This window comes from Photobacterium nomapromontoriensis, assembly GCF_050336815.1.
Taxonomy (GTDB): Bacteria; Pseudomonadota; Gammaproteobacteria; order Enterobacterales; family Vibrionaceae; genus Photobacterium; species Photobacterium nomapromontoriensis.
On record NZ_JAKJSL010000026.1, the window covers coordinates 84,229 to 104,115 of the forward strand.

Consider the following 19,887-nt stretch of genomic DNA (forward strand, 5'->3'; position numbering starts at 1 on the left):
TCGCTAAGATCGCGAAAGCATGATTTCAAGACGCGAGCCGACGCGTTGCGCCTGATCAGCAATACCGCCAATCCACTCGAGGATCTTGTACAGGAACATGACATCTACCGGATTGTATTGATCTTCGATAGACATAAGCTGTTGACGAAGTTTGATTTGCATACTGTCTGTATCATCTTCGATAACATCCAGTTGGTTAATCATCTCAGCAACAAGCGTCACTTCCCTTCCCTTAAAGCCAGTCTCTAGGAGTTCGTCCAGTTCGTTAATGACACGACTTGCCTGATTGGCGGCGTCGAGACAACGTTGAACGTAGGCAACAAAGTCAGGGTACATTGAAGAAGGAATTTGCAACTGACGGCCTAAGACTCGACCAGCGATGTCTTTAGCCAAGTTGGCAAGTTTATCCTGTTGGGTAAGCAGGCTGAGCATGTCAGTCCGATCGACTGGCATAAACAGGCCACGAGGAAGTTTCAGACGGATCTCACGCTTGAGCACATCCGCATCTTTTTCAAGCTGCGAAATTTGCTCCCGTAGGATGGTCGCCTGATCCCAGTCACCCGCCTTACAGGCTGCGAAGAAAGGGACGAGCAGTTCGCAACATTCATTTACGCGAGTAACGTGACGTTGCAATGGTTTGATTGGGGATTTAGCAAAGAGCCCCATAATTGTATTTACTGGCATAGCCGAATAACCTAGAAAGAGCCTTTATTGGCGAATTCTTGAACGATGGTCATTGAGGCGCGCATGTTAACGCATAAGTAAGTATAGGGGAATTAATTTCGTTCAAGGTTTGGTTTCTCTTTCTTCGTACTTGCCCCTAAACGCAATTGCCAATATCCTTGGTTTGCCCCTGTTTATAGGTACAATTATGGAAACCGAGATAGAACTGAAGTTTTTCGTCTCACCAGAATTTTCGAGTCAATTATTACGCAAAATTAGCGAATTCAAGATTCTGCAGCAAAGTCGTCGTGAGCTAGGCAATGTCTACTTCGACACCCCAGACCAAATTCTTCGACAATATGATATCGGCCTTCGGGTCCGTCGTTTTGATGATGTATTTGTTCAAACATTGAAGACAGCTGGACGTGTGGTCGCAGGTTTACACCAACGACCAGAATACAATGCTGAAACCAATGGCACCGAGCCTGATCTTTCACTTCATCCGGTTGCGGCTTGGCCCGACGGGTTTGATCTCGATCAGGTACAGAAACAATTAAACCCTCTATTTTCAACTGATTTTGTCCGTCAGCAATGGTTAGTCGCTATGCCTGATGGTAGCCAAGTTGAGTTGGCTTTTGATCAAGGGGAAGTGCGAGCTAATGGCAAAACATTCCCGATTTGTGAAGTAGAGTTGGAGCTGAAATCTGGCCAAACGGATGCGCTGTTTACCCTTGCGCGCGAATTATGCACCGAGGGTGGAATGCGACTTGGCAACCTGAGTAAGGCTGCCCGTGGTTATCGTTTGGCTGCTGATTATCAGGGCGATATGGTCAAGCCATTGACCAGTGTACACCTCAATGGTGATGAGAGTGTTGAGGGCGTTTTTGTCAAAACCCTTGAACATGCCCTTGAGCATTGGCATTACCATGAACAAATTTTTGCTGAGCGCCAAGAGGCGACTGCTCTTGAGCAAATTCAGCAGGCATTAGGCTTGCTCCGCCAGTCTTTAGTGACGTTTGGTGGCATGATTCCTCGCCGGGCCAGTGCATTGCTGCGTCAAGAGCTTCAATGGCTTGAGGGTGAGCTGGATTGGTTGTCTGAATCTGCAGGTATCCGTTATCTTTTGGCTGAAAAAGGCAATGCGCTGCGCAAGCTGGATAATCGTAAGGCATTGATGAAACAGCTTGAGGTTCGTCAGGAGGATCTGCCGGAGCCACAGGAAACGCTACAGCTTATTGAGTCAGCTCGCTATTGTGGCTTACTGCTCGATTTGAGCCGCTGGATCCTGAGTCGAGGCTGGCAGCCGTTTCTTGATGATAAGGCGAGTGCCCGCTTAGCAGACAATGCCAAAGGGTTTGCCGATATGATGCTGGCACGCTCTTGGCAAGAATTGCTGGACGTGTTCCCCGTAGAGCGTCAGCTTAACCGGATTGATTACCTTGATCAGCAGCCACGTTTGCTTCGAAATCTAATGAGCGGCCTGAGTTTTGCCGACTTGTACGATGAAGAAAAGCGTAAGTTGTTTCGAATGCCATGGCTTGATTTGCTGCAAGGCATTGACGATTTGCGCCAGCTTGAACCTATTCGGGCTTTGATCGCCTTGCAGGATGACGAGGAAGAGCGTCGTCAGGTTGAGAAATGGTTGATGCGCAAAGAAGAGTCACTGATCCATGCGATGGATCAGACGCGTCAAATTGGGATTGAACTGGCACCGTACTGGCCTTAACTCTCAGCGATTGCTCTATTAGTGAACCTGCCGACATGTGTCGGCAGGTTATTTTGTAGGCGCACATATCTCGTTTCGAGTCTAGAATTCAGAATATTCCATTTCGTGCCTTTAGCTTCTCCTCGAGGGCCTAGAATCTCTAATCTTGCCCCTCTACACTCTCTCCTAGCTCCTAATCGCTACACTCGGCCCTTATTCCTTCGGTGCTTGCTGGTTGAGCTGTTGCTCAATCCTCTCCAGCCGTTCGAGCAGTTGTTCCTGCCTTGCCAGCATATGCTGCCACTCTTGTTCATGACGCTTGGCGTCTTTCTCTAATTGTTGCTCCGGATCCGTAATAATTGAGCTGATCAGACCGGCCACCATCCCGAATAACGCCACGCCACAGATAATGATCACTGCCGCCAATGTTTTGCCCATCAGGGTAACGGGATAGTGATCGCCATAGCCGACAGTGGAAATGGTCACAAATACCCACCATAGCGCATCACCCGCACTCTTAATGTTAGATCCTGGATCTTCTCCTTCGAGGATCAGCATCATGGAGGATCCCACTGTAACCAGTATGGTCAGTAATAAAAAAATGGTGGCGATTGTGGCTTCACGACGATTTTGTCGAATTTGGTTAAGGACATGGTGACTGGAGCGAATCAGGCGGATCACCCGGAAGATTTGTAATAGTCGGGCAAACCGAAAAGGCTCGATAACCGGGATGCTGGCCACGAAATCGATCCAGTGAGTTTTAAGATAAAGTGTTTTTTCTGGGCTGCGGAAAAAGTCCGCTAAGAGTTGGCACCAAAACAGTAAGCAGATAAAGGTATCGATACCGAGTAGCAGGATGTAGGCCTCGCTGCCGTGTGGCAGAAAAATCATCGACGTGACAATCGTTAGCGAGAGGAAGGAGAGAATGAGAGCCATCAGGCTCATCGGATTGAGATCATATTTGACGGCGTCGATCTTTTTCATCATTAAATGTTTGTTAATCTTTCTAGAGGGTTAGAATGTAAAGATATTTCGGTGCAAAAAATAATTTTTCTAAAGATTGAGTACGCACCGAGGAGCTGTTTTCCCTCCGTGATGTCAGTGGCAGTATGTCATGCTATGGACAGCGCAGAGCCTTGTAAAGAATATATATGGAGATTCGCTATGACCAAAATGGTTTTCAAACCATGGGAGCAAGGGCTAAGTAACATCAGGCTAATTCCCAAGTTGGTACTCTTAATGGTCTTCAGCACCATTTTGCTGGTGGGGAAGCAGTTATGGGATGCGAATACCTTTTATCAGGCTGTTTTGGATATTCAGCAAGATCGGGCTAAAGAGCAAGCACAGTCGACAGCAGCGGTGCTCCAGAACATATTGTTGGACAGTCAGCAAGGCGCCGCAGTGGCCGAGCAGGTAGTGACCGCGCAGGCCTCGGCAATGGGGGCTGGGGCGTACGTTTATTTGGTTGAGCGCGATAGTAATAAGGTGCTCGGTCACCCTGCTGCCAATACATTGGCTGGGTTGGCTGGGAATATTGATGGTCAAGTTAGTTTAAATCAGGCGCTGCAGCAGTTTAGTGGCGCTGGCATATTAGTGCTTGATGACCAGTCTCGGTTTGAATATGCAGTGGAACTGCCAAAGAATAATTGGGTGGTGGTGGCTTCTCAGCCCGCGTCAGAGGCTGACAGTTATTACCAACAATATCTGACTCAGGTCGCTTGGCAAACGATGTTGATAATTATCGCATTTGTGGTGATTTTACTCGGTGGTTCTGGCCTTATGTTGCGCCAAATGCGTTATTTAGCAGGCAGTATCCAGCGTTTGGCTAGCCGTGATCTGTCCCAGCCCATTGATATGGGGTGCCGAGATGAGTTTGGTGATCTGGCGCTAGAGCTGGATAAAACCCGTGTGCAGTTGCGTGATGTGATTTGTAACCAGCGCGATGTTGCCGGAGAATTGTCGGGTCTGGCTGAAGTGATGTCGATCAGCATGGTTGAGACCAAAGAATCGGCGCAGGAAGAGTTTAATGAAATTGATCAGCTTGCGGCGGCCATGAGTGAGATGAGCCAGACTGTGAAAACGGTGGCGGATCATGCGCGAGAAGCTTCTAGTGCGACGGAAGGTACTTCTCAGCAAGCGTTGCAGGGACAACAATTTGTTGCACAGACGATAGAGACCATCAATCAATTATCACAAGATATTAGCCAGTCTGCTGGTGCGGTTAATCAGGTGGAAGTGCGGGTCGATCAGATTGGTAGCGTCATTGTCACGATTCAGAGTATCTCTGAGCAGACGAACCTGTTGGCACTGAATGCGGCCATTGAAGCGGCTCGCGCCGGTGATGCCGGACGCGGATTTGCCGTGGTAGCGGATGAGGTGCGCAACCTAGCCCAGCGAACCCAGACCGCAACCGTCGAAATTCAGGATATGATCACCCAGTTGCAAAACAGTGCGCAGCAGGCGGTGAGCTTGATGGAGCAGAGTGTGGTTGAAGCGGCGGAAGGGGTGGCATTGATCACCAGCGCAGGAGGCGAACTTGATAAGATAGTCGAGCAAGTCAGAAATATTAACGACATGAACTTCCAGATAGCATCAGCCGCAGAGCAGCAGAGTACAGTTGCTGGGGAGATGAACCAGAACTTGACCAATGTGCGAGAGTTGGTAGAGGCGTCAGTGGTGGTGGTGACTGAGTTATCTGAAACCTCAGATGTAATGCAAGAGCATGCCGCTGACTTAGAAGGTAAAATACAGGCTTTTCATGTTTAAATGAGTGACCGCTAAGAGAGACTACATTCGGGGATCCAGTAACCGTAATACCCGTTTGTGGGCTTTGGCACATTCAGCTCCCAAGCCCCATGATACAACGCCCGCCTTTGCGGGCGTTGTGCTATGGTGGGGCGACGTAAGATTGACCTGCCGTATAACAGTAAAAGGAACCACTATGATCCCGCAAAATCTGATCAATACAGCGATGGAAAAAGCTTGGGATAAAGTTGCCCAGAGTCAACCAGAAGGCATTGCAAATTGGTCTGCCCATCGTCTTGAATCGCTCCGGCAGGTGTTGGGATACAGCGATTTTATTACCACCTCGATTGCTCGAGATGTCAGCTTACTGCCTTGGCTCAATGATCACCTTGATCAGGAGGAACGGTGCACCATTTATCGTTCCGAGTTAGCCGCATTACTGACAGCAGTGGTCGATGAGACCAGCTTATTGCGTGTGTTACGCCAATTTCGATGTCGTGAAATGGTCTGGATTGCCTGGCGAGATTTTACCGCTGAAGCCTCGTTAGCGCAGAGCCTCGCCCATTTATCGCAGCTGGCTGAGGCGATTATTATGGAAGCCTACCATTGGTTATATGCTCAGAGCTGTAATGAGTGGGGAACCCCCATGAATGCGGCAGGAGAAGCGCAGCCGATGCTGATCCTCGGAATGGGAAAGTTAGGGGGCGGCGAGCTGAATTTTTCGTCTGATATCGATCTTATTTTTACCTACCCGGAGAATGGTGACACTCAGGGGGGGCGTCGTAGTCTGTCGAATGCCCAGTTTTTCACTCGCCTGGGTCAGCGGCTTATCAAAGCGCTTGATCAGCAGACTTATGATGGCTTTTGCTATCGGGTGGATATGCGTTTGCGGCCATTTGGTGATAGTGGCCCGCTGGTGATGAGTTATGCCGCGCTGGAAGATTATTATCAAGAGCAGGGCCGTGACTGGGAACGCTATGCCATGATCAAGGCACGGGTGATGGGACGCGAGAGCTTTAGCCAGTATCAGGAGCTGCGCCAGATGCTACGGCCTTTTGTGTTCCGTCGCTATATCGACTTTAGCGCCATCCAGTCATTACGGCGGATGAAATCAATGATCAGTAGCGAGGTGCGCCGTCGAGGATTGCACAATAATATTAAATTAGGCTCAGGGGGGATCCGTGAGGTCGAGTTTATTGCGCAATCTTTTCAGTTGATCCGGGGGGGGCGGATCCCGGATTTACGTGGCCGTGGGCTACGTGAAACGCTGGTCGCGATCCGTGAGCATGGGTTATTACCCGACCCTCAGGTTGACGCTCTTGAGCAGGGCTACGATTTCCTACGCCGACTGGAGAATCTACTGCAGGCCATTGATGATAAACAGACACAGACCCTACCCGATAAGCCACTTGACCAGTGTCGTCTGGCACTGGCGATGGGCTATGTAGATTGGTCTGCACTCACTCAAGCGATCAGTCAGCAGATGGCGGCGGTACATGCGGTATTTGATGACATTATTGGTGCCGACGAGGATGAATTAACGCTTGAGGCGGCGGCGCAGTACCACGAAATGTGGGCGATGGTAAAAGATCCGGATGTATTGCTGACCATTCTGAATGAATTGGAAGCCCCTGATGCTAAATCGCAGGCCTTGTTGCTGGGTAACATGAAGGCTGAGTTGTCGAAGCGAACGCTGGGACCTCGAGGGAGAGAAGTGTTGTCTCGATTGATGCCTGCGGTACTGGCACTGGTGGTGCTGCGGGAAGATGCGGCAGCGGTGCTCGAACGCGTGAATAAGCTCATTGTACGGATTGCGACCCGTACCACCTATCTGGAGTTGCTCAGTGAACACCCCGCAGCGCTGGAGCAATTGATCCGGCTGTGTGCGGCGAGTCCGATGGTCGCGGCACAATTGGCTCAATACCCCATTTTGCTCGATGAATTACTCGATCCTCAGCATTTGTATCGCCCAACCTCATTGGCGAATTATGGTGATGAGCTGCGAGAATATTTAGCCCGTATTCCCGAAGAAGATATGGAGCAGCAGATGGAGGCGATCCGCCAGTTTAAGCAGACTCAGCTGCTGCGGATCTCCGCGGCAGATATTGCGGGCACACTGCCACTGATGAAAGTGAGCGATCACTTAACCTATCTTGCCGAGGCCATTGTTGCAGCCGTCGTTAATCAGGCTTGGCTGCAGATGGTTGATAAATACGGCAGTCCATCGCACCTAATGGATCGTGACGGACGCGGCTTTGCGGTACTGGGCTATGGCAAAGTGGGCGGCTGGGAGCTGGGTTATGGCTCTGATCTGGATTTAGTCTTCCTGCATGACTGCCCTGACAATGTTTATACCTCGGGGCGAAAAGAGATTGATGGTCGCCAATTTTATCTCCGTCTTGCTCAGCGTATTGTGCATTTGTTTTCGACGCGAACCTCGTCAGGTGTGCTCTATGAGGTGGATGTGCGTTTGCGCCCGTCAGGGGCTTCGGGGCTGTTGGTCAGTACCATGGAAGCCTTTGCGGAGTACCAGCAGCAAGAGGCTTGGACATGGGAACATCAGGCATTGGTTCGGGCGCGGATGATCTATGGTGACAACACGCTGCAACACAAATTTGTTGCTGTGCGCGAGCAAATCTTAATGCAACCGAGAGAGCCGGTTAAATTACGCAGTGATGTCGTAGCGATGCGGCATAAGATGCGTGAGCATTTAGGCAGTAAACAAGCGAGTATGTTTGGTCTGAAGCAAGATAAGGGCGGTATTACCGATATTGAATTTCTGGCTCAGTATCTGGTGTTGCAGTATGCATCCGGTGAGCGAGCGTTAACCCGGTGGTCAGATAATATTCGGGTGTTTGATACGATGGCTGAATATGGCATTCTCGCGCCAGAAGAGGCAATGCAGCTTAAGCAGGCATATTGTGTCATGCGAGATGAAATTCACCGTTTGAGTTTACTGGGTTTACCAGCCTATGTTAGCAATGAAGCGTTTATGGTTGAGCGAACGGCGGTGCAAGCCATCTGGCATCAGCGGTTGGAGCCGGATATGACGGTTCCAACTGCTGAGTGAACCGCAGGTCGTATAAGAGGCCTAACATGACAGATATACCGAGGATTTCCCCTTGGTTAGATGCATGCTAAATTGGCTTTGTGTTAATATTTGGGGGTTATCACAATCCCGGAGAAAAAAATGAAACTGACTCTTCCTGATTATGATCAAGCCGGTGTGCTGGTCGTGGGTGATGTCATGCTGGATCGTTATTGGTATGGGCCGACAGGTCGTATCTCGCCAGAAGCACCTGTGCCGGTGGTCAAGGTTGATCAGGTTGAAGAACGTCCGGGTGGTGCCGCGAACGTCGCCATGAATATTGCGGCTTTAGGCGGGCATGCTCGCCTCGTGGGCCTGACTGGTATTGATGAACCAGCGAAAGCGTTGTCTGAAAAGTTAACGTCACTGGATGTCCATTGTGATTTTGTTACGTTGGCCGAGTACCCGACGATCACTAAACTGCGGGTAATGAGCCGTGGTCAACAGATGATCCGCCTCGATTTTGAGGAAGGGTTTCACGATGTTGCGGCCGAGCTGATCTTGCCGCGTATGGAGCAAGCACTGGCATCGGCCTCGGTGGTGGTATTATCTGATTATGCAAAGGGCGCGCTGGAGCATGTTCAGGACATGATCCAGTTGGCTCGTCAGCGTGGATTGCCAGTAATGGTTGATCCCAAAGGCGCCGACTTTGAGCGTTACCGTGGTGCAACCCTGCTCACGCCAAATTTGTCTGAGTTTGAGGCCGTGGTAGGGCGTGCTCGTACTGATGATGAGCTGGTAGAAAAGGGCTTAGCCCTGATAGACCGGTTTGATTTCGATGCGTTGCTGGTGACCCGTAGCGAGCAGGGGATGACTTTGCTGCAGAAAGGCAATACAACGCCACTGCATATGCCAACTCAAGCCAAAGAAGTGTATGACGTAACAGGGGCTGGCGATACGGTAATTTCGGTCTTAGCTGCGTCGTTAGCGGCAGGTAAATCGTTGTCAGATTCGTGCAAGCTAGCCAATGCTGCTGCAGGGGTGGTGGTGGGTAAGCTTGGCACGTCCACTTTATCGACCATTGAGCTGACAGAAGCCATTCACGGTAGTCAAGACAGTGGTTTCGGGGTGATCAGTGAAGCGCAACTGAAGCTAGCGGTACAAGCTGCTAGGGCTCGTGGCGAAAAAGTGGTCATGACTAACGGTTGTTTTGATATTCTGCATGCTGGTCATGTGGCCTATCTGAATGAGGCGGCAAAACTGGGCGATCGTCTGGTTGTTGCTGTTAATGCAGATACCTCGGTACAGGCATTGAAAGGTCCTGGTCGTCCGGTTAATCCGGAAGATCGCCGCATGGCGGTATTAGCAGGGCTTGGTGCGGTTGATTGGGTGGTGCCTTTTAGTGAGGAGACTCCTCAGCGATTGATCAGTGAAGTGCTGCCAAGTATTCTGGTTAAAGGCGGTGATTACAAACCGGAGCAAATTGCCGGTGGTCAAGAAGTGATTGCGGCAGGTGGTCAAGTGTTGGTGCTGAACTTTGAAGACGGTTGTTCAACCTCTGAAATCATTGCGGCGATCCGTGGCGGTCGAGGCTAGACACTTGACGCCGTAAACTGGCATAAAAAAAGCGCCATCATTGATGGCGCTTTTTGTTTTCTATGACGAACACTTATTGAGTCTTAATCAAACCGGCATTGACATCGAGGATATCTTGCTCGTTTAGTGAGCCAACTGCTTGTTTTAGCTGAAGTTGGCTGATGATGTAATCGTAGCGAGCGTTGGCCAGCTGACGGTTGGCATCATAAAGACGGCGAGTTGAATCCAGCACATCAACAATGGTACGGGTACCCACATCAAAGCCGGCTTCAGTGGCTTCCAGGGCTGATTTAGCAGAAATAACAGACTGCTTGTAAGCACGCAGAGCACCAATAGAGGCATTAATGTTGTTATAGAACGCACGAACATCTTTCACGACACTGCGGTAAGAACCTTCAAGAGCTTCACTGGCCGAGACATAAGAGTATTGTGCTTGTTTCACTTCAGACGTGGTACGGCCACCCGTATACACAGGCAGAGCAAGGTTGATCCCTGCAGTCAGGGTACCGTCATCTGTGGTCGGTAGCTTATCGTCGTAGTTATAGCCAGCATTGAATGACAGGCTTGGCAGATGGCCTGATTCAGCCAGTGCGATTCCATCTCGGGCGATATCTTGTGAGATGCGTGACGTTAGCAGAGTAAGGTTTTCTTGTTCTGCATCTTTAACCAGCTCAAGAACCTTGGCTTTTGGTGCGCTGGCTGAAAAGCGTTTGGTGTCGAGCACGCTGAGGTCAGTATGTTCTTGACCCGTAATCTCGCGCAGCCCTTCATAACTGTTGGTCAGGGAGTTCTCTGCCAAAATTTCATTGGCAAGCACACTGTCATACTGGGCCTGAGCATCGTGTACGTCAGTGATCGCTGAGAGGCCCACTTCAAAGCGTTGCTTGGTTTGCTCAAGTTGGCGGCCAACGGCTGCTTTTTCAGCACGCACAAATTCCAGATCGTCCATCGCGCGCAGTACATCAAAATAGGCATTTGACACTTGCAGGATCAGGCCTTGCTGAGACGCAGCATAAGAGGCGTCACTTTGGCGGGCCTGCTTTTCGCTGATATCAAGGTTTACCCAGCTCGCGCGGTTGTAAAGTGATTGCGATAGGGTCAATCCGGCATTGAAGCCTTCAGTATCGGCATCCATACGCGCAAAGTTGTAACCCGCGGTGAGGTTGATCTGAGGTAGTAAAGAACTGCGGCTTGAATTGATGGCTTCAAACGCAGCATCTTTATCTGCAGCCGCACGGAGCAGCTGAGGGTCATTTTGTTTAGCTTGTTGGTAAATTTCGGCTAAATCATCAGCCAGTGCTATGTGGCTGAAGCCGCCAAGCGCAACGCTAACTATAAGCGGAAGCAATTTTTTCATGTATGCCTATCCTGGTCCTGACAAAAAATACGAGCAAGGTTTCAGTTTAACGTATGTTTCCTTGCCTGAAACTGATCTATTTACATTTTTACTTTATTTTACGTGTTTTTAGTGTTGTGGCGAGGGCTGTTTGAAATTGAAATTGTGATTCTAAACGGGTCATGATTAAAAATGGCTTAAATAAAATCGTAATTATTGTCATAAATGTTGAATTAAATCATTGATGATTGTTGAGGGTGATGAAAAAATAGCTGGCTATGCTGACGAAAAGCATCACCTTCCAAGGTGGACAGAGGGAGAAGACCGATGGGCAAAATACACGTTGAACACAGTGAGCCTGCTCACTTTAGCCGTAATGATGTTGAAGTGTTGGCAATCGAGCCACTGTACCAGGGGTTCTTTAACATGGTGAAATACCGTTTCCGCCATCGCTTATTTGCTGGTGGCTGGAGTGAACCGATGGATCGTGAATTATTTGAACGCGGCCATGCAGCAGCCTTGTTGCCTTATGATCCGGAGACTGACCGTGTTGTGCTGGTGGAGCAATTTCGAGTGGGTGCGATGGCGGCAGACTGCTCGCCTTGGCAGCTTGAGATCGTGGCTGGCATCATTGAACCGAACGAGATCACTGAAGATGTGGTGCGCCGTGAGGCGGTTGAGGAAGCGGGAGTCTCCGTGACTGAGCTGCATAAAATCACTCGTTATCTATCAAGTTCAGGCGGGTGCTCCGAAACCTTGGACATTTTTGTGGGGCGAGTTGATAGTACAACAGCGAACGGTATCCATGGATTGGCTGAAGAAGGTGAAGACATCCGTGTGCATGTGGTGTCTCGTGACGAAGCCTATCGCTGGGTCGAGTCGGGGAAAATTGAAAATGCAGCCTCAATCATTGCACTACAATGGTTGCAACTGAACTATGCACGTTTGCAGGCTCATATTGAATAAAGCCCCGTGGAGGATGCCGATTGAATAAAAGATATTCTGTTGATTTTACTGCTATCATGCGGCTATACGAAACCAACTATGCGAAGTTGCTCCCATTACTGCCCAAAAGCGATTTGGTTGGTGAACAGTGCATTTATTGTGTTTCTGATCAGACGTATCTTTTGACGATCACCGAATCAACCCGTTATACCACGGTTGTTGAGCTTGGCTTGGTATCGGGAGAAGCTCTGCCCGATTACCTGATCCCAAAGATGACAATCAGGTTGTACCATGATGCCAGAGTCGCAGAAGTGTGTCGCGCACAGCAGATTTCACGCTTGAAGCCAAGGTATGATTACCCTAATTTGCGAATGCATCAGAAAGACGAGAAGCATCAGGTCAATCGCTTTTTGGGCGATTGGTTGGTATTTTGTCTCAAAAATGGGATCCGCAAGCAGTCGGTTTGTTAACAGTATCAGATAAACAAGGTTTTAGACGTTTTGCAGAACTACACTCTGCCACAGGCGAACCCCGATAGCGTGGTTTTACTCCAAATTACCGATACTCACTTATTTGCCAATGATGGCGGTAGTTTGCTGGGTGTCGCGACAAAAGACAGTTTTCATGCCGTGCTGAATGCGGTAGAGGCTGCTGCACATCCGTTTGATGCGATTGTAGCGACCGGTGATATCTCTCAAGATCATACCGAAGCCTCCTATCACCGGTTTAGTGAGGGTATAGCGCGCTGGTCGCAACCGTGTTTTTGGCTGCCGGGCAATCATGATTACCCACCGAGTATGCAGTCTGTTTTGCCTTCTTCGCAGATCAAAGCGTGCCAGCAAGTACTGGCCGGAGATCACTGGCAAGTGATTTTGCTTGATAGCCAAGTAAAAGGCGTACCTCACGGTGAGCTGAGCGACAGCCAGCTGGCGATGCTTGATCAGGCATTAGCCGCTTACCCTGAACGTTACGCGCTGGTGTTACTACATCATCACCCGATACCCGCGGGCAGTACTTGGTTAGATCAGCATCAGTTGCATAATGCTGACGCATTTTGGCAGGTGGTTGCACGCTACCCGCAGGTTAGGGCGGTGCTTTGTGGTCATATCCACCAAGAATTGGATCATCAATATCAAGGTGTGCGAGTGTTAGCCACACCCTCGACTTGCATCCAGTTCCAGCCTGACTCCCATGACTTTGCCTTGGATCAGAACGGGCCAGGATGGCGTTATCTTGAATTGACACCATCTGGTGAAATCAAGACACAGGTATCCCGTTTAGAAGGCCATGATTTCACCCCTCGGTTCGATGCAGCAGGCTATTAAATGAAATCATTGCTACTCTATATCCATGGCTTCAACAGCTCACCTCAGTCATTGAAGGCGACGCAGATGGCAGAGTACTGCCGTCGAGAACGGCCTGACATTCGGGTAGAAATACCGCAAATGCCTTGTTACCCTGCCGCTGCTGCAACATTTATTGATGATTTGGTTCATTCGCTCAATAGTGAGTATCGGGTAGGGGTAGTCGGCAGTTCGCTGGGGGGCTATATCTCGACCTGGCTGAATGACCGTTATCAAATTCCGGCTGTGCTGGTGAATCCAGCGGTGAAGCCCTACGAGTTATTACAGGATTATCTTGGCGAACAGGAAAATCCGTATACCGGAGAGCGTTATTGGCTTGAGCCAAAACACATGGATGAACTGCAGCAGATGGATGTTGCTCAAATAGCCTACCCTGATCAGCTGTGGCTATTGCAGCAGGAAGGGGATGAGATCCTTGACTACCGTCAAGCGGTGACAAAATATACCGCGTGCCGTCAGACAGTGGAACCGCAGGGCGATCATAGCTTCATCGGTTTCGACCGTTATCCTGCACAAATTATCGAATTTTTAGGGCTTTAGCGCCCTACTTAGATCAAACACGACCCACTGTTGTGGGCCGCATTCTCGACCCCTGCTTGACAACCGAGCTGGGGTTACTGACTATTGTGACAAAAATTTTCCGTAACTTTCCGTAATTATGACAGAGCAAAGCTATAACGCTGGAGCCATTGAGGTTCTAAATGGCCTTGAGCCAGTCCGCCGCCGTCCGGGTATGTATACCGATACGGTAAGACCTAACCACCTTGGGCAAGAGGTCATCGATAACAGTGTCGATGAAGCCTTGGCGGGTCACGCCCGTAAAGTGGAAGTTATTCTCCATGCCGACCAATCCCTTGAGGTAATCGATGATGGTCGAGGGATGCCCGTTGATATTCACCCAGAGGAGGGCGTATCAGGGGTTGAGCTGATCCTCTGTAAACTGCATGCCGGTGGTAAATTTTCGGGTAAGAACTATCAGTTCTCCGGTGGTTTGCACGGGGTGGGGATTTCGGTGGTCAACGCCTTGTCAAAGCGAGTGGAAGTCACGGTTAAGCGTGATGGACAAATCTACCAAATCGCCTTTGAAAATGGTGACAAAGTCTCCGAGTTAGAAGTGATCGGCACTTGTGGTCGCCGAGCGAAAGGTACTCAGGTTCATTTCTGGCCTGATGCTAAGTACTTTGACAGCCCTAAGTTTTCGGCGACTCGCCTGAAGAATAATCTGAAAGCCAAAGCGGTACTTTGCCCTGGTCTGGAGATTATCTTTACTGATAAAAATACCGATGAAACCTTGCGCTGGTGCTACGAAGATGGTCTGAAGGATTATCTGGCAGAAGGCGTGAAAGGGTATACCTTGTTACCTGAAGAGCCGTTTACGGGTGTGTTCAGTGGCCAAACGGAGGCGGCTGACTGGGCGCTGCTCTGGCTACCGGAAGGGGGGGAGCTGGTAACAGAAAGTTACGTTAACCTGATCCCGACCGCACTCGGCGGTACGCACGTTAATGGCCTGCGTCAGGGCCTATTGGATGCCATGCGTGAATTCTGTGAGTTCCGTAATTTGTTACCACGCGGCGTCAAGCTAACCGCAGATGATATCTGGGATCGCTGTGCCTATGTGCTCTCGGTGAAGATGCAAGATCCACAGTTTGCCGGTCAGACCAAAGAACGCTTGTCATCACGTCAGTGTGCCGCCTTTGTTTCTGGTGTGGTGAAAGATGCCTTTAGCTTGTGGTTGAATGAACGCCCACAGCTGGCCGAGCAACTGGCGGAAGTATGTATTGCCAACGCCCATCGAAGGATGCGCGCCAGCAAGAAAGTCGTACGGAAGAAGATCGCCTCAGGTCCGGCGTTGCCGGGTAAGCTGGCAGACTGTTCACAGCAGGATCTTAACCGCACCGAACTGTTTTTAGTCGAAGGGGACTCGGCTGGCGGTTCTGCCAAGCAGGCGCGAGACCGTATGTTTCAGGCGATTATGCCGTTGCGCGGTAAGATCTTGAATACCTGGGAGGTTTCTGCTGACCAAGTACTGGCATCGCAAGAAGTGCATGACATTTCAGTTGCGTTGGGTATTGATCCGGATAGCGATGATTTGAGCGGTTTGCGTTACGGTAAAATCTGCGTTCTGGCGGATGCGGACTCCGACGGACTCCATATTGCCACCTTGTTGTGTGCACTGTTCATGAAGCACTTTGAAGCTTTGGTGCGTGCTGGCCATGTTTATATTGCCATGCCGCCACTGTACCGGATTGATCTGGGTAAAGAGGTATTCTATGCCCTGGATGATGCAGAGAAAGACGGCATCCTTGAGCGACTCAGTGGTAAACGCGGTAAGATCAACGTACAGCGATTCAAAGGCTTGGGTGAGATGAACCCGCTTCAGTTGCGTGAAACCACCATGGATCCTAATACTCGTCGTCTGGTCCAGTTGACCATTGATGACGATACGCAGACCAATGAAATGATGGATATGTTGCTGGGCAAAAAGCGGGCGGAAGACCGCCGTCACTGGCTACAGAGTAAAGGCGACGAAGCCGAGGTGTGATTGGCCTTATCGCCTCACAGCTTAATTGATAATATGGGCAGGCTGCGACAATGTTGGCCTGCGCCGAGAAAGATGAAACGGAATACCCGACGATGACTGATGTCTCAATGGATGGCGTAGAACAGCTTCCGCTACGGAAGTTTACCGAAGACGCTTACCTGAACTATTCCATGTACGTGATCATGGATCGTGCCCTGCCGTTTATCGGTGATGGTCTAAAGCCCGTACAGCGCCGTATTATTTATGCGATGTCTGAGCTGAATCTGTCTGCTACAGCGAAGTACAAGAAATCTGCCCGTACGGTCGGTGACGTACTGGGTAAATATCACCCGCATGGCGATTCGGCTTGTTATGAAGCCATGGTATTAATGGCGCAGCCATTTTCTTATCGCTATCCGCTGGTTGATGGTCAGGGTAACTGGGGTGCGCCGGATGATCCTAAGTCATTTGCCGCGATGCGTTATACCGAATCACGTCTGTCGCGCTTTTCAGAAGTCTTACTTAATGAGCTTGGTCAAGGCACTGTAGACTGGGGGCAGAATTTCGACGGCACCATGAAAGAGCCGAAGATGCTTCCCGCGCGTCTGCCGCATATTTTACTCAATGGTATCACTGGTATTGCGGTGGGAATGGCAACGGATATTCCGCCGCATAATGCACGTGAAGTCGCTGATGCTGTCGTGCACTTGATTGATAACCCGAAAGCGGGTCTTGATGAGGTGATGGGCTTTGTTCATGGCCCGGACTATCCGACAGAAGCGGAAATTATCACCCCGAAGGCTGATATTCAGAAAGTCTACCGCACTGGCCGTGGCAGCATTAAGATGCGCGCGGTCTGGCATAAAGAAAATGGCGATATTGTTATTACGTCATTACCTCATCAGGTTTCAGGGGCGAAACTGTTGGAGCAAATTGCCGCTCAGATGCGCGCTAAAAAGCTGCCAATGGTTGAAGATTTACGTGATGAATCTGATCATGAAAACCCAACCCGCATTGTGATTGTGCCACGTTCTAACCGGATCGACAGTGAGCAGTTGATGAATCACCTGTTTGTCTCGACCGATTTGGAGAAGAGTTTCCGCGTAAACCTCAATATGCTCGGTCTTGATGGCCGACCTGAGGTGAAAGGGCTGCTGCAGATCTTGACCGAATGGTTGGTCTTCCGCCGTGAAACAGTCCGTCGCCGGTTGCAGTACCGTTTAGATAAAGTGATTGCCCGTTTGCACATCCTCGAAGGTTTGCTGGCGGCCTATCTCAATATCGACGAAGTGATTGAGATCATCCGTTCCGAGGACGATCCCAAAGCTGAGCTGATGTCACGTTTTGAGCTTAGTGCGATTCAGGCTGATGCCATTTTAGAAATCAAGCTGCGTCAATTGGCGAAGCTGGAAGAGATCAAGATCCGCGGTGAGCAAGATGAACTGGCGAAAGAGCGCGAACAGCTGGAAAAACTGTTGGGCTCTGAGCGTCGTCTGAACACCCTGATCAAGAAAGAAATTTTAGCCGATGCCGAGAAGTACGGTGATGATCGCCGCTCGCCATTGATAGAGCGTGAAGAAGCGAAAGCCCTGACAGAGCGTGAATTGATCCCATCGGAAGCAATCACGGTGGTGCTGTCGGAAAAAGGCTGGATCCGCCATGCCAAGGGGCATGATGTTGATCCAACGACTTTGAGCTACAAGTCAGGTGATAACTTCCTAGCCCATGCTCGAGGTAAGAGTAATCAGGCAGCTATCTTCCTCGGTTCAGATGGGCGTAGTTATGCACTCGAATCGCACTCACTGCCGTCGGCTCGAAGCCAGGGCGAGCCGATCACGGGTCGTTTGAATCTGACTCCCGGTACGCATATGCGTCAGGTGATGATGAGCGATGATGATCAATTGTGGTTGATGGGCTCGGATGCTGGCTATGGTTTTATCTGTAAGTGCAGCGATATGGTATCGAAGAACAAAAATGGCAAAGCGTTGTTGACGGTACCAGAGAAAGCAGAGGTGATGCCACCGCAGCCAATCAATGATCTGGATAATGATGAAATTCTGGCGATCACCAATGAAGGCCGGATGCTATTGTTCCCGATAAAAGATTTGCCTCAGCTGGGTAAAGGTAAAGGGAATAAGATCATTAATATTCCAGCGGCCCGCTCCAAAGCGCGTGAAGAATTCTTGTCGCAACTGGTTGTCCTGCCGAAGGGCAGTTATTTAACCTTGTATGCAGGTAAGCGCAAGCTGGGCTTGAAGCCATCAGATCTCGACAACTTCCGTGGTGAGCGAGGCCGTCGAGGGGCGATGTTACCACGAGGGTTGCAACGTGTGACGCGGATGGAAGTGGATTTTCCCAGCGATGCTAGCGCAGAATAATAACCAGTAACAGATTGAAGACGCCCTCCTTTTGGAGGGCGTCTTTTTTTTGGAAAGGTTATTTCCAAGTATTTTGAAATAGCTTGGATATATGATCTAAGTGGTCTTATTTCTTTACATAATGAGTGTATTTTCTGATGGCGTGAGTATACTAGCGAACGCTTGTACGCTGAGGAGAAGTTGATGATATTTATATTGCGGATGATTGCCGTTGCAATCTTTGCTGTTGTGACGTTTGTATTTGGTTGTGGATATTGCCTGCTCAGCCCACGTAACCCTAAACACGTCCGTACGTTTGGTCATTTGTTCAGTAAGATGTCCCGAGTGTTTGGGATCAAGCTGGAAATTCGTTACGCACCAGGTGCCGATCAGGTCGGGCCTAGTGTGTACATTGCGAATCACCAAAACAACTTTGACCTGTTTACCGTCGCAGGTGCAGTGATGCCGCGAACGGTTACGGTGGGAAAGAAGAGCTTGGTGTGGTTGCCACTGTTTGGCCAATTGTATTGGTTAACGGGGAATATCCTGATTGACCGCGCTAATCGTACTAAGGCGGCGGGGACGATTGGCCAAGTGGTCGATAAGATCAAAGAGCGTAAGGTTTCGATTTGGATGTTCCCTGAAGGGACACGTTCACGTGGCCGTGGTTTATTGCCGTTTAAAACGGGGGCATTTCATGCTGCAATTGGTGCGGGTGTGCCGATTGTACCGATTGTGTGTAGTAGCACAGAAGGTGTTAAACTTAACCGTTGGGATAACGGTGTCGTGATCGTAGAGGTGATGCCTCCTGTCTCGACCGAAGGGTTAACCAAAGAAGATGTTCGTGAACTGTCTAACCGCAGTCGTGAATTGATGGAAAATAAACTCAATGAGCTTAATGCCGAGGCGGCCCGTCGTTCAGCGAAATAAATCGCGGGAATGAGATAGCTTAGCGGACGTTGAGTCAATGTTAATTGGATAAAATAAGGACATGCCAGTGCATGTCCTTTTTGTTTGGGTAGTTGTGGTGATCATGATTGAAGAACTCGTTATTTTAGTGGATCCACAAGGTCGGGAGCTGGGGGCTCAGGAGAAGATGCAGGCTCACCGAGATGGTGCTCTTCACCTGGCGTTTTCAGTACTGCTTTATCGTAACCGGGCTACTGGGCGTGAGTATCTACTGCAGCAGCGGGCGATGGATAAATACCACAGCGGGGGGCTATGGACCAATACCTGCTGCTCCCACCCTCGACTGGGTGAGACGATGGAGCAGGCTGGGATCCGACGTTTGGCTGAAGAGATGGGTATTGTTGACGTCGAACAACTGGATGATATTGCTAACTTTATCTATCAAGCCAAGCTTGATAACCAGCTGGTTGAGCACGAATTGGATCATGTATTGGTTGCTGAATCTGATGTGATTGTTGAGCCGAATCCCGCAGAGGTTATGGCTTATCGCTGGTGGCCACAAGCCGATCTGGCTCAGGCTGTTGCTAAGCATCCTACCCAGTTTACCGCTTGGTTCAATCAAGTGTTGGATGCGGTTGAAGCACACTGATACACTGTATCGATGTAAAATGTACCGACATAAAAAAGCTGCCTTGTTGAACCGGCAGCTTTTTTTATG

The 19,887-nt window shown here is 49.8% G+C and carries 15 protein-coding genes; 12 read left to right on the forward strand and 3 right to left on the reverse strand.

Features of this window, described 5'->3' with window-relative positions; translation table 11 throughout:
* Nucleotides 1-3 precede the first annotated feature (3 nt).
* The gene (locus L4D12_RS10965; protein ID WP_428447877.1) at nucleotides 4-684 is read right to left on the reverse strand and encodes a TIGR00153 family protein; all 681 of its coding nucleotides are present in this window, start codon (nucleotides 682-684) and stop codon (nucleotides 4-6) included.
* A gap of 187 nt (nucleotides 685-871) precedes the next feature.
* On the opposite strand from L4D12_RS10965, the gene L4D12_RS10970 reads away from it, so the two are divergent.
* Nucleotides 872-2,389, forward strand: coding sequence for a CYTH and CHAD domain-containing protein (locus tag L4D12_RS10970; protein ID WP_428447878.1), 1,518 nt, complete (start codon nucleotides 872-874; stop codon nucleotides 2,387-2,389).
* Between the two features lie 192 nt (nucleotides 2,390-2,581).
* On the opposite strand, the gene L4D12_RS10975 is transcribed toward L4D12_RS10970, so the two are convergent.
* Nucleotides 2,582-3,352, reverse strand: a complete 771-nt coding sequence (locus L4D12_RS10975; protein WP_428447909.1) for an ion transporter — start codon at nucleotides 3,350-3,352, stop codon at nucleotides 2,582-2,584.
* Nucleotides 3,353-3,532: 180 nt separating this feature from the next.
* Between L4D12_RS10975 and L4D12_RS10980 the strand changes: the two genes are divergently transcribed.
* The 3 genes from L4D12_RS10980 (at nucleotide 3,533) to hldE (ending at nucleotide 9,737) form a co-directional block, all read left to right on the forward strand.
* Nucleotides 3,533-5,134: a methyl-accepting chemotaxis protein gene (locus tag L4D12_RS10980; protein ID WP_428447879.1), complete on the forward strand. Its 1,602-nt coding sequence runs from the start codon at nucleotides 3,533-3,535 to the stop codon at nucleotides 5,132-5,134.
* A 175-nt stretch (nucleotides 5,135-5,309) separates the two neighbouring features.
* Entirely contained in the window at nucleotides 5,310-8,183 is a 2,874-nt protein-coding gene (gene glnE, locus L4D12_RS10985; protein WP_428447880.1) for a bifunctional [glutamate--ammonia ligase]-adenylyl-L-tyrosine phosphorylase/[glutamate--ammonia-ligase] adenylyltransferase, read from the forward strand.
* Nucleotides 8,184-8,303: 120 nt separating this feature from the next.
* Entirely contained in the window at nucleotides 8,304-9,737 is a 1,434-nt protein-coding gene (gene hldE / locus L4D12_RS10990) for a bifunctional D-glycero-beta-D-manno-heptose-7-phosphate kinase/D-glycero-beta-D-manno-heptose 1-phosphate adenylyltransferase HldE (RefSeq protein ID WP_428447881.1), read from the forward strand.
* 73 nt (nucleotides 9,738-9,810) lie between these two features.
* Here the strand turns inward: hldE and tolC are convergent, their stop codons facing one another.
* Complete coding sequence (tolC, locus tag L4D12_RS10995) at nucleotides 9,811-11,094, reverse strand: outer membrane channel protein TolC (RefSeq protein WP_428447882.1); 1,284 nt, start codon at nucleotides 11,092-11,094, stop codon at nucleotides 9,811-9,813.
* A 306-nt stretch (nucleotides 11,095-11,400) separates the two neighbouring features.
* On the opposite strand from tolC, the gene nudF reads away from it, so the two are divergent.
* From nudF to idi, 8 genes are all read left to right on the forward strand, one after another.
* Complete coding sequence (gene nudF, locus L4D12_RS11000; RefSeq protein WP_428447883.1) at nucleotides 11,401-12,039, forward strand: ADP-ribose diphosphatase; 639 nt, start codon at nucleotides 11,401-11,403, stop codon at nucleotides 12,037-12,039.
* A gap of 20 nt (nucleotides 12,040-12,059) precedes the next feature.
* A complete protein-coding gene (locus L4D12_RS11005) occupies nucleotides 12,060-12,488 on the forward strand; it encodes a DUF1249 family protein (RefSeq protein WP_428447884.1) in 429 nt (142 codons plus the stop codon).
* 30 nt (nucleotides 12,489-12,518) lie between these two features.
* Entirely contained in the window at nucleotides 12,519-13,343 is an 825-nt protein-coding gene (gene cpdA / locus L4D12_RS11010; RefSeq protein WP_428447885.1) for a 3',5'-cyclic-AMP phosphodiesterase, read from the forward strand.
* A complete protein-coding gene (gene yqiA / locus L4D12_RS11015; protein WP_428447886.1) occupies nucleotides 13,344-13,922 on the forward strand; it encodes an esterase YqiA in 579 nt (192 codons plus the stop codon). It abuts the gene before it with no gap.
* Nucleotides 13,923-14,040: 118 nt separating this feature from the next.
* Entirely contained in the window at nucleotides 14,041-15,924 is a 1,884-nt protein-coding gene (gene parE, locus L4D12_RS11020; RefSeq protein ID WP_428447887.1) for a DNA topoisomerase IV subunit B, read from the forward strand.
* A gap of 92 nt (nucleotides 15,925-16,016) precedes the next feature.
* Nucleotides 16,017-18,281 (forward strand): DNA topoisomerase IV subunit A, encoded by a 2,265-nt coding sequence (parC, locus tag L4D12_RS11025; protein WP_428447910.1) that lies wholly within the window; start codon nucleotides 16,017-16,019, stop codon nucleotides 18,279-18,281.
* 183 nt (nucleotides 18,282-18,464) lie between these two features.
* On the forward strand, nucleotides 18,465-19,190 hold the full coding sequence (locus L4D12_RS11030) for a 1-acylglycerol-3-phosphate O-acyltransferase (protein WP_428447888.1): 726 nt from the start codon (nucleotides 18,465-18,467) through the stop codon (nucleotides 19,188-19,190).
* A 103-nt stretch (nucleotides 19,191-19,293) separates the two neighbouring features.
* Nucleotides 19,294-19,818, forward strand: coding sequence for an isopentenyl-diphosphate Delta-isomerase (idi, locus tag L4D12_RS11035; protein WP_428447911.1), 525 nt, complete (start codon nucleotides 19,294-19,296; stop codon nucleotides 19,816-19,818).
* Nucleotides 19,819-19,887 lie beyond the last annotated feature (69 nt).